Source organism: Pantoea sp. alder81, from assembly GCF_020179835.1.
In the GTDB taxonomy this organism is placed as follows: Bacteria; Pseudomonadota; Gammaproteobacteria; order Enterobacterales; family Enterobacteriaceae; genus Pantoea.
Map to the genome: position 1 here is coordinate 720877 of NZ_JAIUDA010000002.1, position 15176 is coordinate 736052.

15 protein-coding genes are annotated in these 15176 nt (G+C 55.9%); 5 read left to right on the forward strand and 10 right to left on the reverse strand.

Translation table 11 applies throughout. The annotated features are described in order from the left end of the window. Window positions 1-109: 109 nt before the first annotated feature. From dedD to LBW88_RS08265, 8 genes are all read right to left on the reverse strand, one after another. Complete coding sequence (gene dedD, locus LBW88_RS08230; RefSeq protein ID WP_224930981.1) at window positions 110-865, reverse strand: cell division protein DedD; 756 nt, start codon at window positions 863-865, stop codon at window positions 110-112. Further along, window positions 855-2123 (reverse strand): bifunctional tetrahydrofolate synthase/dihydrofolate synthase, encoded by a 1269-nt coding sequence (gene folC, locus LBW88_RS08235; protein WP_224930978.1) that lies wholly within the window; start codon window positions 2121-2123, stop codon window positions 855-857. Before folC ends, dedD begins: the two co-directional genes overlap by 11 nt. 191 nt (window positions 2124-2314) lie before the next feature. Beyond that, on the reverse strand, window positions 2315-3223 hold the full coding sequence (accD, locus tag LBW88_RS08240) for an acetyl-CoA carboxylase, carboxyltransferase subunit beta (protein ID WP_034825118.1): 909 nt from the start codon (window positions 3221-3223) through the stop codon (window positions 2315-2317). Between the two features lie 132 nt (window positions 3224-3355). Continuing rightward, complete coding sequence (locus LBW88_RS08245; RefSeq protein ID WP_224930975.1) at window positions 3356-4018, reverse strand: DedA family protein; 663 nt, start codon at window positions 4016-4018, stop codon at window positions 3356-3358. Window positions 4019-4054: 36 nt separating this feature from the next. Continuing rightward, window positions 4055-4861, reverse strand: coding sequence for a tRNA pseudouridine(38-40) synthase TruA (gene truA / locus LBW88_RS08250; protein WP_414004075.1), 807 nt, complete (start codon window positions 4859-4861; stop codon window positions 4055-4057). After that, window positions 4861-5871, reverse strand: coding sequence for an aspartate-semialdehyde dehydrogenase (locus tag LBW88_RS08255; protein ID WP_224930972.1), 1011 nt, complete (start codon window positions 5869-5871; stop codon window positions 4861-4863). The genes truA and LBW88_RS08255 overlap by 1 nt, the downstream gene beginning before the upstream one ends. 102 nt (window positions 5872-5973) lie before the next feature. Beyond that, entirely contained in the window at window positions 5974-7098 is a 1125-nt protein-coding gene (gene pdxB / locus LBW88_RS08260; RefSeq protein ID WP_224930969.1) for a 4-phosphoerythronate dehydrogenase PdxB, read from the reverse strand. 58 nt (window positions 7099-7156) lie between these two features. After that, window positions 7157-7936 (reverse strand): AraC family transcriptional regulator, encoded by a 780-nt coding sequence (locus LBW88_RS08265; RefSeq protein ID WP_224930967.1) that lies wholly within the window; start codon window positions 7934-7936, stop codon window positions 7157-7159. A 95-nt stretch (window positions 7937-8031) separates the two neighbouring features. Here LBW88_RS08265 and LBW88_RS08270 point away from each other — a divergent pair, with 95 nt between their 5' ends. Further along, window positions 8032-8937, forward strand: a complete 906-nt coding sequence (locus LBW88_RS08270) for a DMT family transporter (protein ID WP_224930964.1) — start codon at window positions 8032-8034, stop codon at window positions 8935-8937. On the opposite strand, the gene LBW88_RS08275 is transcribed toward LBW88_RS08270, so the two are convergent. Together LBW88_RS08275 and tctD are read right to left on the reverse strand one after the other, a co-directional pair. Further along, complete coding sequence (locus tag LBW88_RS08275; protein WP_224930961.1) at window positions 8924-10300, reverse strand: sensor histidine kinase; 1377 nt, start codon at window positions 10298-10300, stop codon at window positions 8924-8926. The genes LBW88_RS08270 and LBW88_RS08275 overlap by 14 nt on opposite strands. Further along, window positions 10291-10962, reverse strand: a complete 672-nt coding sequence (gene tctD / locus LBW88_RS08280; RefSeq protein WP_224930958.1) for a transcriptional regulator TctD — start codon at window positions 10960-10962, stop codon at window positions 10291-10293. The genes LBW88_RS08275 and tctD overlap by 10 nt, the downstream gene beginning before the upstream one ends. A 120-nt stretch (window positions 10963-11082) precedes the next feature. Here tctD and LBW88_RS08285 point away from each other — a divergent pair, with 120 nt between their 5' ends. The 4 genes from LBW88_RS08285 to flk all read left to right on the forward strand — a co-directional run bounded on the left by LBW88_RS08285 (window position 11083) and on the right by flk (window position 15176). Then, a complete protein-coding gene (locus tag LBW88_RS08285; protein WP_224930955.1) occupies window positions 11083-12060 on the forward strand; it encodes a Bug family tripartite tricarboxylate transporter substrate binding protein in 978 nt (325 codons plus the stop codon). A gap of 11 nt (window positions 12061-12071) precedes the next feature. Next, window positions 12072-12503 carry a tripartite tricarboxylate transporter TctB family protein gene (locus LBW88_RS08290; RefSeq protein ID WP_224930952.1) on the forward strand — a complete coding sequence of 144 codons (432 nt, stop codon included), beginning with the start codon at window positions 12072-12074 and terminating at the stop codon, window positions 12501-12503. Window positions 12504-12515: 12 nt separating this feature from the next. Beyond that, window positions 12516-14024 (forward strand): tripartite tricarboxylate transporter permease, encoded by a 1509-nt coding sequence (locus tag LBW88_RS08295; protein WP_224930949.1) that lies wholly within the window; start codon window positions 12516-12518, stop codon window positions 14022-14024. A gap of 120 nt (window positions 14025-14144) precedes the next feature. Next, on the forward strand, window positions 14145-15176 hold the full coding sequence (gene flk / locus LBW88_RS08300; protein WP_224930947.1) for a flagella biosynthesis regulator Flk: 1032 nt from the start codon (window positions 14145-14147) through the stop codon (window positions 15174-15176).

Here is a 15176-nt window from a genome sequence, read left to right on the forward strand (position 1 = left end):
ATCCAGCAATTTAACCTGCTGATATAAATCTATTTTTTAACCAAACCCGCACTTAACCGCTTGTGCTAAACCGCGCCTTTTACTGCTATAGGCGCGGCTTATCACTGCATTATCGCGTGCCGTACGGTTTCACCACGCCCCCCAGCCCGGAGATGCTTTGCAACTCACTCAGCGAACTCTGCAGCTTCGCTTTGGAGGCATCCGGACCGACGTAAATGCGCGTAATTTGTCCCTGCACTGGCGTGGAAGGTACGGTAAATGCACGATAGCCCGACAGACGCAGTTGCGCCACGATCTCACTGACCTTGGCCGCGTTCTTCAGCGCACCCAGCTGAACGACAAACGCCTGCCCCGCAGGAGCCGCTTCCGGTTCACTCTGTTTCGGTGTTTCGACCGCTTTTGGCTGCTCAACCGGTTTCGGCTGTTCGACCACTTTTGGTTTCGGTTGTTCGACCGGTTTTGGCTTCGGCTGTTCAACAGGCTTAGGTTTTGGCTGCTCGACCACTTTTGGCTTAGGCTGCTCAACCGGCTTCGCCTGCTGATGCACCGGCGGCGGCGTTACCAGCGTAGGCTCACTGTTTTGCGCCGGTTGCGCGTTGCCATTGCTGGCCGAGCCGCTGACTTTCGCGTGATCCGGGGTTTGTGCCGTACCCGCCCCTTCCGGCGGCTGCGCCGGGAGCGGTTGCGTGACCGGCGGCACCATTTCGCTATCCTGCTGATCGTCCGGCTTTGGTACCAGCGGAATCGCCGCGAACTCTTCTTTATAATGCTTTTTCTTGCCGTCGAGCAGCCCCGGCAGCACGATGACGCCAATCGCCACCAAAATGACGGTACCGACTAAGCGATTTTGAAACTTACTTGCCACTGCCATTCTCCGCTGACATCGATTCCATAACCTGTGCGACGGTGTGGAAAGAACCACACACCAGAATCACATCCTCGGGCGCGGCCTGCTCACGCGCGGCCTGCCATGCTGCATCGACGTTATCATACGCGTTGCCACCTTCGAGGTGGGCGATCAGCTCATCAGCACGGGCACCACGCGGCCCTTCAAGGGGGGCGCAGTACCAGTTATCGACCTGCGGCGCCAGTGCGGCCAGCGTGCCGGCGATATCTTTATCATGCAGCATGCCCACTACAGCATGCACTTTACCGCTTTTCGGCAACTCCGCCAGACGTGAAGCCAGATAATTAGCCGCATGGGGATTGTGCGCCACATCGAGAATGACTCGCGGGCTTTCACTCACCGTCTGGAAACGTCCTGGCAGAATCGCCAGAGGCAGGTGTTCGCGGATCACCGCTTCGCTGACGTTGAGTCCTGATGCACGCAGCGCGGTCAGCGCGGTCGCCGCATTGGGCAACGGCACCTGCGGCAATGGCAGGTCGCGCAGTTCACCGTGTGCATCCTGCCACGTCCAGCTGTTTTCCTGCTTCTGCCACTGCCAGTCGCGGTTGATTTGCAGCAGTTGCGCGCCCTTCTCCGCCGCCACTTCGGCGATAGTGTGCGGCATATCGGCTTCACCGACGACCGCCGGTTTGCCACCGCGGAACACGCCGGCTTTTTCCCGACCAATGCTTTCGCGATCCGGTCCCAGCCAGTCGGTATGATCCAGTGCAATGCTGGTGATCACCGCCACGTCCGCATCCACAATATTGGTGGCATCAAGACGTCCGCCCAGGCCGACTTCGAGGATCACCACATCAAGATTGGCCTCGCGGAACAAATTGAGTGCGGAGATCGTACCGAATTCAAAATAAGTCAGAGAGATGTCACCACGCCCGGCGTCAATGCTGGCGAAACTGGCGCTGTGCAGCGCTTCATCCAACTCCGCGCCTTGCACGCGCACGCGCTCGGTGTAGCGCACCAGATGCGGCGAGCTGTACACGCCCACGCGATAGCCTGCGGCCATCAACAGCGTTTCCAGCGTACGGCAGGTGGTGCCTTTGCCATTGGTGCCGGCAACGGTGAAGATAAACGGAGCGGGTTTTAGCAGGTCAAGGCGTGCGGCGACGCGTTGAATACGATCCAGACCCAATTCAATGGCCTGAGAATGCAGGTGTTCAAGATAATGAAGCCACGTGGCCAAAGGCGACGTGGCTTGAGGAAGCTGCAGAGTGTCCATGTGTCCCGTTTACTCATCTTACACATCGTCATTCAAGCCGCAGCGGCGTGGGCTGCACTCAATCACCCCCCGATCCCTTACTGGGTAAGCTGCCGGAGGCTTCATTCGTTTGCCGCCTTGCTGCAACTCGAATGACTGGGTGTTTACGGTTCATTGGTGAAAAGCGTTTAACCACCGCTTTTCGTTGCCTGTCAGGCCTCGTTGCTCTCTGGCACAGCCGTAGAAGGCTGATCACCATCCTGCAGCGGCGCTGGCAGGTTCATCATTTTCGCCAGCAGGCTTGCCAGCTTAAAGCGCATTTCCGGACGACGGATGATCATGTCGATCGCGCCTTTTTCGATCAAGAACTCACTGCGCTGGAAGCCCGGTGGCAGTTTTTCACGCACAGTCTGTTCGATAACGCGTGGGCCGGCAAAGCCGATCAGCGCTTTCGGTTCAGCGACGTTCAAATCGCCCAGCATCGCGAAGCTGGCAGAAACACCGCCCATGGTTGGGTCGGTCAGCACGGAGATGTACGGCAAGCCGCGCTCCTGCATTTTCGCCAGCGCTGCGCTGGTTTTAGCCATCTGCATCAGCGACTGTAACGCTTCCTGCATACGGGCACCGCCACTCGCAGAGAAGCAGATCAGCGGGCAGTTATCTTCCAGTGCCTGCTCAACGCCACGCACGAAGCGCGCGCCAACCACAGAACCCATTGAGCCGCCCATAAAGGAGAACTCAAAGGCCACAGCGACCACCGGCATACCATGCAGCGTACCTTTCATGGCGATCAGTGCATCTTTCTCACCGGTGTCTTTCTGCGCGGCAACCAGACGATCTTTGTACTTCTTGGAATCGCGGAACTTCAGCAGATCCTTTGGTTCCAGCTCGCTGCCTAATTCAACCAGAGAACCTTCATCCAGCATGGTATGCAAACGCTCACGGGCGTGCATGCGCATGTGGTGGTCGCACTTCGGGCAGACCTCAAGGTTACGCTCCAGTTCGGCGCGGTACAGCACCTGACCACAGCTATCGCATTTAGTCCAGACCCCTTCAGGGATACTGGCTTTGCGCGTTGGCGTGGTGGTGCTTTTATTCAGTATGCGTTCAATCCAGCTCATTGATGACCTTTCTGTTTAATGCTGACCTGGTCCAGTCTTCTTGTTACTGCTGAAATCACCTTCAGCAGGCCGTAAATGTCGCTCATTAAACCACAACCCGTTCACGCTGTGGATAAAAATCTGGTTACGGGCTTACTGTGGTTTCTGCTGACGTGCCTGACGGCGATGGCGCCACACTTCAATCACGCCTGGCAAAATTGAGACCACAATGATGCCCACAATCAGCAGTTTCAGGTTCTCCTGCACCACCGGCAAGTCACCAAACAGGTAACCAGCATACGAGAACAGCAGCACCCACAGCAGCGCGCCCGAGACGTTGAAGAGCGCAAAGTGGCGATAAGACATGTGTCCCATCCCCGCCACAAAGGGGGCAAAGGTTCGCACGATTGGTACAAAGCGCGCAAGTATAATGGTTTTGCCACCGTGGCGTTCGTAGAACGCGTGGGTCTTATCCAGATAGCTGCGACGGAAAATTTTCGAGTTTGGGTTGCTGAACAGCTTCTCACCGAACAACCGACCAATAGTGTAGTTCACCGCATCACCGAGGATGGCAGCAATCACCAGTAGCGTGACCATTAAATGCACGTTGAGATCGTTACCCGGCAGTGCCGCCAGCGCGCCAGCAACAAACAGTAACGAATCCCCTGGCAGGAACGGCGTCACAACCAGGCCAGTTTCGCAGAACAGGATCAGGAACAGAATGGCGTAAATCCACACACCGTACTGCGCCACCAGTTCGGCTAAATGCACATCAATATGGAGGATAAAGTCGATCAAAAAGTGGATGAATTCCATAATGCTCCGGCTCCCAAACATCCTTACTCATTTAAATTAATCTGCGAGGAACAACGGTCCCAACGCAGGCTGAGGTAACGCAAAGTGGGATGGATAATCCACCGCCACCAAATACAAACCCTCGGCTTTAGCGGTCGCTGCCGCCAGAGTACGATCTTTTGCCGCCAGCAAATCCGCCATCCAGCTTTCGGGCTGATTGCCACAGCCAATTTCCATCAGGCTACCGACAATATTGCGCACCATGTGGTGCACGAACGCATTGGCTTTGATATCGACAATCACATAAGAGCCGTAACGCGTGACGTTAAAGTGCATCACGTTACGCCATGGCGTGCGTGACTGGCACTGCACCGCACGGAACGAGGTAAAGTCGTTCTCGCCAATTAAACACTGCCCGGCACGCTGCATTTTCTCGACATCCAGTGGATGGTAAAAATGAGTGATGCCATTGCCAAGAATCGCCGGTCGCAGCCGCTGATTGAAAATCACATAGCGATAACGACGCGCCGTGGCGCTAAAGCGGGCATGAAATTCATCCGGCACCGCTTTCACCCAACGCACCGCAATGTCGTCAGGTAAATTGGCGTTCACACCCAACGTCCAGGCGCTGTCGGCACGCTGCGAGGTGGTTTCGAAATGCACCACCTGGCCGGTACCGTGCACACCGGCATCCGTGCGTCCGGCGCAGAACACCACCACCGGATGATTCGCCACTTTCGACAGCGCCTTCTCCAGTTTTTCCTGCACGCTGCGCACTTCGTTTTGTCGCTGCCAGCCGTAATATCGGCTGCCGTCGTACTCAATGCCTAACGCCAGCTTAAATGTCGTTTCTTCAGACAACATTAATAGAAGTACTCCTGCACCAATTTCTCAGCAGTTTTTACCGCCATCAGTGCGCCGCCGAAGCGAACGTTGTCAGCCACGGACCAGAATTGCAGCAACTCAGGTACACCGTAATCATTTCGCACGTTGCCAATGCTCAGTGCATCACTGCCTGACGCATCACTCACCGGCGTCGGGTATTCACCGTCTGCACTGAGATTGATATCCTCGGCACGATCCAGTTCATCACGCGCTTCTTCCGCTGACAGCGGACGTAAATTCTCAACATGCACGATCTGCGTGTTGCCGTAAAACACCGGCGCCTGCACGCTGCTGACCGCAATCGGCAAACCGTCGTCCTGCAGTACTTTACGCACCTGATCCACCATACGGCGCTCGCTCTCCACGCTGCCCTGGTTGTCAGCTAACTGTGGCAGCAGGTTAAACGCCAGCTGGCGACCAAAATAGTGCTCATCCGCCGGCACACCGTTGAGCAACTTCGCGCTCTCACCCGCTAAACCGTCCACTGCCGCTTTACCGTGGCTTGAAACGGAGATCAGGTTGGTCACCTGCAAACGGCTCAATCCGGCCATATCCACCAGCGGTTTGATAGCGTTGAGCAACTGGCTCACCAGCGCATCGGCCACCGTCACTATATTGCGATTACGGTAATCGGCCAGCACCTGTGGATTGACATCTGGCACCACCAGCGGCACATCCGGTTCCAACGCGAACAGATCGCTGCTGTCGATGACCAGGCACCCCTGGCTCGCGGCTTCATCCGCGTAACGCGCGGAGGCTTCACGACCGGCGGTGAAAAACGCCAGCTGCGCCTGTGTCCAGTCAAATTCGGCCGCATCCTTCACATACAGGGTGCGCCCTTCAAAACGTATGTTTTCACCGGCGCTGTTTTCGCTCGCCAGCAGATACAATTCACCAACCGGGAACTGGCGTTCCGCCAGCAGTTCCAGTACAGCGTTCCCTACTGCGCCTGTTGCGCCCAATAACGCAATATTCCAGCCGTCAGACATGTTGGTTTACTCCAGACAATGACATAAAAACAGAAGGCGGTGATTACACCGCCTGACATTTAAGACTTTTCCCGCGCGAAAACGCAGGGGATTGATTTAACTTTACAAACTGGCGCGGAAACCGAGCTTTTCCAGCATCGCGGCCGCGTCTGCATCATCACATTTCACCTGTAGTGACGACCATTCACGACGCTCTTCATACTGCTTGCGCAGGCGATCAAACTCGCCCGGTTTAGCAGCCACTTTTCGCAGCGGCGCATCGTCGCGGCGCACATCATACACCAGGTGCACCAGTCGTTTCAGCGTTGGCTGATCGAGCTTGCCGTGCAGCGTGATGGTGCCAAATTCCGGTGCAGGCAGCAGGCTGTCGAGCGCGACCTGTTGCGGCTGGCCGATAAACTCGCACCAGGCTTCAAATACTTGTGTGGTGCCGCGCGCTTTACCTTCCAGCGTATAGCCCGCAATGTGTGCAGTGGCGATATCCACTTTATCCAGCAGATCGAGGTTCAGATCCGGCTCAGGCTCCCACACATCCAGCACCACGCTCAAATCGTCGCGCATTTTCAAAACTTCCAACAGCGCGGCGTTATCCACCACCGGGCCACGGCAGGCATTGATCAGGATGGTGTTCGGTTTGAGTGCCATCAGCAGTGCCATGTCGGCCAGATGCCAGCTCTTGTAAGGGCCGTCTTTAAACAGTGGTGTGTGGAAGGTCAGAATATCGGCCTGTGCCACCAGCTCATCCATAGAGTGAAATGTTTCCTGATCGCCGCGATCCGCACGCGGCGGATCGCACAGAAGCGTTTTCACGCCCCAGGCTTCAAGCCGCTTTTGCAGACGACCACCGACATTACCGACGCCGACAATACCCACGGTGCGATCGCGCAGTTCAAAACCATCGCGCTCGGCCAGCAACAGCAATGAGGAGAACACATACTCCACCACTGCAATGGCGTTACAGCCTGGTGCCGCCGAGAAGGCAATACCTGCCGCCGCCAGAGAAGCATCATCAACATGGTCAGTGCCTGCCGTCGCGGTGCCGACAAACTTCACCGGTGTGCCAGCCAGTAATGCCGCGTTCACTTTAGTCACCGAACGCACCATCAAACCGCTGGCATCCTGTAATTCTGCTTCTGGTAACGGACGTCCCGGAACGGCCAATACTTCACCCGTGCGACTGAAGAGTTCACGAGCGTAAGGCATGTTTTCATCGACGAGAATTTTCACTGCGGCGGTCCTGTCTGCTGAGGCGTTTAAGGCGCGTATTCTTACATAAAGCCGGGGATTAACCTAACCGACTGCGATAGCGATCCGGCGTAGTGCCGGCCTGCTGCTGGAACATCACAATCAGCGCCGACGATGAGCTATAACCCAGTTCGTGCGCGATGCCCTGCACGCTGCAACCCTGCTCCAGTAGCGTAATCGCACGCAAAAAACGTAAACGCTGACGCCACTCGCTAAAGGTCATTTTCAACTGCTGCTGGCAACGTCGCGCCAGCGTACGCTCAGTGGTAAACACGCGCTTCGCCCATTGTGCCAGCGTGGTGTTGTCACCGGGATTTTCTTCCAGCGCGCGCAAAATTGGCGCGAGGAATTTGTCGTCAGACAAGGGTAAATAGCTGGTGTGCACCGGTGACTGGCGCAGACGATCAATCAAAACCTCACACAACCGCCAGTCCGCTTCTGTCTGAGGTTGCTCTAACTCGCGCTGTGCAAAGTCATTCATGATGGCGTGCACGATCGCATCGACGTGCAGTAAGCAGGCATTCTCCGGCATGCCCTTGGAGAGTTCGGCCGCAAGATTGAAGGTACGGAACTGGGCATGGCAATGGTTATAGCTGCTGTGGCGCTGTTCCGGCGGGATCCAAATCGGCATATCAGCTGGCGTTAATAACCGCTCCCCTTCCACTTCCATCTCCAGCACGTGGCTGGTGACGAAAATCACCTGACCCCAGCTGTGATGATGCGGTAAATATTCGGTTTTCGCGTTAGCCTGCTCGTAGCGCATAAAGAAGCGCAGCAGTGGTGCATCAATCGGCGGCTGATATTCAATCTGTAAATTCATTCTGTCCGGTCACTAACGAATGTTGTCCGATTTTAACTATCTGGTTTAAACCGGTCAAATGTAAACTATTCGCGATTATACTCAGGAGTCGTACGATGAATTTACTGTTTCCGCTGATTGCGGTGATGATCTGGTCGATCAACACCATCGTCAGCAAACTCTCTGCCGGGAGCATCGATCCTGCTGCCATCTCTTTCTACCGCTGGCTGCTGGCACTCATCGTGCTGGCTCCCTTCAGCCTGCCCGGCGTGTGGCGTCATCGCCATGCCGTAAAGGCCAATTTGTGGCGACTATTGGTCCTCGGCCTGTTGGGCATGGTGCTGTATCAAAGCCTTGCCTACTATGCTGCCCACAGCGTGTCGGCGGTGATGATGGGCATATTGGGTGCCACGATTCCGCTGTTGACCATTTTGCTCAGCCTGTTTGTTTTGCGTCTCGCGCCGACACGCGGCATTTTGATCGGAGGTCTGCTGTCCTTTGCGGGTCTGGTGTGGCTGGTGAGTGAAGGGAATCCGACACAGTTGCTGAATCAGCGTCTTGGCAACGGCGAATTGATGATGTTAGCGGCTTCCACCTCTTATGCGCTTTACGGTGTGCTAACTAAACGCTGGGCTATTCCCCTGCCCACCTGGCAGAGCCTGTATGTGCAGATTTTCTTTGGCGTGTTGCTGTTACTACCCGGATTCTTGCGCGCACCGGACGTTACGCTGAATGTGCATAACATTCCGCTGGTGCTATTTGCCGGGCTGTTTGCTTCGATTATTGCGCCGTTCCTTTGGATCCTCGGCGTGCAACGCCTCGGTGCCAGCACCACCAGTATTTTTATGAATTTCGTGCCCGCCTTTACCGCGATTATTGCCGTGATGTTTCTGCACGAACAACTGCATGCCTATCACTGGATTGGTGGCGGGATGACGTTGGTGGGTGTGATTCTGGCGCAACGGTTGAAAACACCGCTGCGTAAACCGCGTGAGCGCACCGTGCAACTTAGCGAAAGCTGATTGTGATGCGCAGTCCGCCCAGTTGCGGGCTGCGATCGAGCAGCAACTGTGCTCCGTGCCAGGCACAGATATCTTTGACCAGCGCCAGCCCGATGCCAGCTCCAGGCTGGCTGGCATTATCCAGACGACCAAATGGTTGCAGAGCCTGATGCTGCTGTGCCACGCTAATCCCCGGCCCGCTGTCCTCAATTTCCAGCTGCTTCTCACGCAATCGTGCCGTGACGATTCCCCCTTCTGGCGTGTATTTAATCGCATTATCCAGCAGGTTGGCACAGAGTTCGGCCAGCAATAAGCCATCGCCTTGCACGATACAGGGCATGTCGCCTTCAAACCCCAGATCGATCTGCTTATGGCGTGACGCGGCATAGCTGCTGAAGCAAGCCTGTTCCACAATTTCATTCAGATTGACCCGGGCAAAGGGCTTGTCTTCACCATGGCGGGCTTTGATTTGCGCCAGCTGCAATAACCGATCGGTGAGTTGCACCGTATCGTTAAGCGTATGACGCATGCCCAGCAAACTTTCGCGCCACTGTGCAGGATCATCACTGTTGAGCGCAACGCCAACCTGGGTTTTTAAAATGGTGAGCGGCGTGCGCAGTTGGTGTGAAACATCGGCGCTAAAGCGCTCCTGGCGGGCCAGTAAACCGCGCAGTCGTTCCAGATGTCGATTAAAGGCAATAATTAACGGCTGTAATTCCGACCAGGGCAATAACGACGGCAAGGGTGTCAATTCTCCTGGCGCACGGCGTAACATAATCCGCGATAGCCGACGCAGCGGCCGCAACACTTTGCGTAATAACAGGCTGGCCAGCAACAGGGTAATCAACACCAAAAAACTTTGGCTAATCAAAGCAGTACGCAGTAACCCTTCCGCAAACCCATGACGTGAATTCAGGGTTTCGGCCACCAGAACCAATGCCATCCCCTCTACGCCCTGCTCGTTCACAGGTTGCCATAACGCCGCAATACGAATGGGTTGCTTACGATAGCTGCCATCGTAAAAGTGTACCAACGCGGGATAGGCTTCCGAAAGCGGCGCATTGCGCGGCAAAGGGGGCAAATCGGGATAACCAGAGAGGGTTTTGCCCTCCGGCGAAATGACCTGATAAAACAGCTGATCGTTCATGTTGCGCTCGAAGCTGTCGAGCACCACCCAGGGAACATCCACTTCCAGTTGGTTTTTTCGCACCACCAGCCTTTCTGCCACCGTGCGTGCAGAGGCGAGAAGTGAACGATCGTAGGCCTGATTCGCCGCCTGCAGCGCACTTTGGTAATGGGTATAAACCGACAGCCCCCACAGCAACATTAACGGAGCGCCCAGCCACAGCAACAATTCCCCACGCAGCGAATGGCTCAGGCGCACGGCTGGCACTCCAGACTGTATCCCAACCCACGTAGCGTCACGATGGCGACATCGCTGCCCTGCAGTTTTTTTCGCACCCGATGCACATACAGTTCAATGCTTTCCAGGCTGGCTTCATCGGTTAAGGTAAAGGTCTGTTCATAAAGATGCTGGCGCGATACCGGACGCCCTGGACGTTGCATCAAGGTCGAGAGCACACTGGCCTCACGCGGGGTGAGCATCAACGGTTTATGATTTAGCAAAAAATAACCTTCGCCGTCGCGTTCCAATTGCCCCACGGCTTGTGATTGCGCGGTTTGACCCTGGCTGCGGCGTAATAGCGCACGCAACCGTGCTTCCAACTCATCCAGTTCAAAGGGTTTGGTAAGATAGTCGTCCGCGCCTGCATTGAGCCCCTGCACGCGCTGTTCCAGTGCACTTTTGGCCGTGAGCAACAATACCGGCGTGGTTTGCCCACGCTTGCGCAAACGCGCCAGCACCGCCAGGCCATCCAGCCGCGGCAGTGACACATCCAGCACCACCACCGCATAGTCTTCGCTCTGCAACACATGGTCTGCCGCCAGGCCATCCGCGACCCAATCCACCGCAAAGCCTTTCTGTGTTAAGGCTTTTTGCAGCCAGCTGGCCAACTCAACCGTATCTTCCACCAGTAAGAGACGCATATCACATCCTGATACTTTTCCCGAGCACTGAAAGGTAAATGAAAGGTTACACCATTAACAATTCAGCAACGCCGAATGTTCGGCAGTTGTCACACTCTGGAAGCATGAATGGAGCGAATAATGAAAAAAATCTTACCCCTCGCCCTCGCCTCAACCCTGGTGGCTTTGTCGATATCCTCTGCGCTGGCGGAAGCGCCAGACCGGACAGAATGTATTGCCCCTGCCAAACCAGGCGGTGGTTTTGACCTGACCTGTAAGCTGATTCAGGTTTCAATGCAGGAAACCGGCGAAATCAGTAAACCGATGCGCGTGACCTATATGCCAGGCGGTGTCGGTGCCGTGGCTTACAACGCCATCATTGCTCAACGCCCCGCCGAAGCAGGCACGCTGGTGGCCTTCTCCGGCGGTTCGCTGCTCAATCTCTCTCAGGGCAAGTTTGGCCGCTATTCAGAAACTGATGTGAAGTGGTTGGCCGCCGTCGGTACCGATTACGGCATCGTCGCAGTGCGTAATGATGCTCCGTGGAAAACCCTTGGGGAATTGATGGAAGCCATGAAGAGCGATCCGACCAAAGTGGTGGTGGGTGCAGGTGCTTCGATCGGTAGTCAGGACTGGATGAAAACCGCCCTGCTGGCACGCGAGGCGGGCATTGACCCACGTAAGATGCGCTATGTCGCCTTTGAGGGCGGTGGCGAGCCGGTAACCGCTCTGCTCGGCAACCACATTCAGGTGGTCTCCGGGGACATGAGCGAGATGGTGCCACATCTGCAGGCGGGCAAATTGCGCGTGCTGGCGGTGATGTCTGACAAACGCTTACCGGGTGAACTGGCGAGTGTGCCGACTGCCAAAGAGCAAGGCTACAACGTGGAGTGGCCGATTATTCGCGGTTATTACCTCGGCCCGAAAGTGACTGACGCGGAATATCAGTGGTGGGAAGACGCCTTCAAAAAGCTGGTGACCACCAAGGAGTTCCAACAACAGCGAGATATGCGTGGACTGTTTGAGTTCAACATGTTCGGCAGCGAGTTGGATGCCTACGTGAAAAAACAGGTGGCTGATTATCGCGAAAAAGCCAAATCCTTTGGCCTAGCCAAATAACGGAGTCGATGATGAGCGATCGTATCTTCGCCGGTATCTGGCTGCTGCTGTGCATTGCCGGGTTGTTTATTGCCTGGCAAATCCAGAGTGAATACAGCTATGAACCGGTCGGCCCACGCCCTTTCCCGATGCTGCTGCTGGGATTAATGGCGATTTGCGCCGTGATGATGTTACTGCGCAAGCCCGATCTGGTGCAGTGGCCTTCCGCCGCCACACTGAAAAAGCTCCTGCTGATGTGCGTGATGCTGATGGTGTATGGCTGGCTGTTTGAACGGTTGGGCTTTGCAGCGTGCACCACGTTACTGACCTTTGGCATCGGGCTGTTGTTTGGCGCGCGCTGGTGGGCGGCTGCGGTGTCCGGGGTGGTAATGGGCATAGCGCTGTTTTATGCCTTTGACCGCCTGCTCGATGTCACCTTGCCTGTCGGCAGCTGGTTCAATTAACAGGAGTCTCAAATGGATACCTGGTCTTTTCTGATGCAAGGTTTTGCCGTTGCAATGACGCCGGAAAACCTCATGATCGCCCTCATTGGCTGCTTTATTGGTACCATTGTCGGCTTGCTGCCCGGACTCGGGCCCATTAACGGTGTCGCGATCCTGATGCCGCTGGCGTTTGCCCTGCACTTACCTGCTGAATCCGCGCTGATCCTGCTCGCCACGGTTTATATTGGCTGCGAGTACGGCGGGCGTATCTCATCTATTCTCCTCAACGTGCCGGGCGATGCCGGAGCGATAATGACCGCGCTGGATGGTTATCCGATGGCGCAACAGGGGAAAGCTGGTGTCGCATTATCAATTTCGGCAGTGAGTTCGTTTATTGGATCCACTATCGCCATTCTCGGCATTATTCTCTTCGCCCCGATCCTGGCAAACTGGTCACTGGCCTTTGGCCCGGCAGAGTATTTCGCGCTGATGGTGTTCGCCATTGCCTGTCTGGGCAGCATGATGAGCCATAATCCGTTGAAGTCGTTTTTAGCCGCGCTGATTGGTTTGGGCATGGCCACCGTAGGCGTGGATGCCAACACCGGTGTGTATCGCTTCACCTTCGATAGCGTTCACCTCTCGGATGGCATCCAGTTTGTGGTCGTCGTCATTGGATTGTTCTCTGTCAGTGAAATACTGCTGATGCTGGAATCCACCAGCAGCGGTCAGAAAGTGGTTCGCGCCAGTGGCCGTATGATGTTCAATATGAAAGAAGCGGCGCAGGCAACAGGTGCCACCTTGCGTTCCTCCTTTATCGGCTTCTTTGTCGGTGTACTGCCAGGCGCAGGCGCGACCATCGCCAGTGCCATCGCTTATATGAGCGAGAAGAAAATCAGCGGCAGCGATCAGTTTGGTAAAGGCGATATTCGCGGCGTAGCGGCGCCTGAAGCGGCCAACAACGCCTCGGCTTGCGGCTCTTTTATTCCTATGTTGACGCTGGGTATTCCCGGTTCCGGCACTACAGCGGTGATGGTGGGTGCACTGACGCTGTACAACATCACACCCGGTCCGGCGATGTTTACCGAACAGCCGGATATCGTCTGGGGTCTGATTGCGGCGCTGCTGATTGGTAACGTGATGCTGCTAATCATGAATATCCCGATGATCAACATCTTCGCCCGCATGCTAACCATCCCGCTGTGGTTCCTGGTGCCAGCCATTGCCGCGATCTCTGCGGTAGGCGTTTACGCCGTGCACAGTACCACTTTTGACCTGCTGCTGATGGTTGGATTGGGTATCTTTGGCTATATCCTGCGTAAAATGGATTTCCCGATGTCGCCGCTGATATTGGGCTTCGTGCTGGGAGAGATGCTGGAGCAGAACCTGCGCCGTGCGCTATCAATCAGTAATGGCAGTCTGCCAATTCTGTGGGAAAGCCTGATCTGCAAAGTATTACTGGTGCTGGCGGTGGCCGTCCTGATCGTGCCGCCACTGTGGAAACGCTGGCGTCGTAAGCGTCTTAAACTGGCTGAAGCAGAATAAATCCCGTCCTGACGCGATTTCCCCACAATGCCCCCGTGGATTTCCCGGGGGCTTTTGCTATCATATGGCCTCTTTTTTCCGGCGCACCCGGATCTGACTTCGTTTTTCAAGGATTCCGCCATGCAACCTCTCAGCGGTCCCGGTGTGCCTGCGGGCGATCGTTCAACGCTCACTAATGCGACTGGCCCTACTCGTCCTGGCGGACCGGCGGGCGAACAGCCGCTCTCCCCTGCCCAGCGCACCACGCTGGAACGTCTGATTGTGCGCATCATGTCACTCAGTACATTAAAAGCCCCAGAACTATGGGCTGGCGTACGCCATGAAGTGGGCGTAAAGAATGATGCTGAGCTGCAATCGCGCCATTTTCCGGCGGCCGAACAGCATTTGAATGGGCGTCTGACACAGGTGCAAAACAGCCTTGCGACGCGCCAGCTGTTGCAACAGTTGCTGGAGAAGTTGCCGCAGGGCAATAATCGTCAGGCGGTGAGTGAATTTATCCGTCAGCAGTTTAACCAAACGGTGTTAAGTGCACTGTCGCAAGATCAACTGCGTCAGGTGCTGACCATGCTGCAAAATGGGCAGATGGCGATCCCACAACCGCAGCAGACGCGTGTGTCCGATCGCACCCTGTTGCCCGCTGAACAGCAATCGCTGAATCAACAGGTCACGCGCCTTGCCGCCACTACGGGTGAATCACCGGTCAAGCTGCTGACCGAAGCGCTGGAATTGGTCAATCTGAAGAGTGGCGATCCTATCCCGTCACGTCACTTCCCGTTACTGACGCAATATCTGCAGGTGCGCCAGACGCTGGGCCAACACAGTGCGCCCACCTTACAGATGCTGGAAACCTCGCTTAAACAGCCGCTGACACATGATGAACAGCGACTGCTGGAGGATTACAGCCAGCAGCGTTTCCAGGCCACGCCGCAAACGATACTGACGCCCGCGCAAACGCAAGATCTCCTCAATTTGCTGTTCAGCCGTCGCGTCGAGAAAACGCTGGAGCAGCCGCACGCCGCCAGCGATCTGCGCCCGCAGCCGATCTGGTCGCCGTGGATCGAGATATTGCCGCGTCCACTGGCCCAGCGCCCGGCGCTGACGTTAATCCTGGGCCTGGCGCTGTTCTTCTTTTTGCTGTGGCTGTTCCTGTAA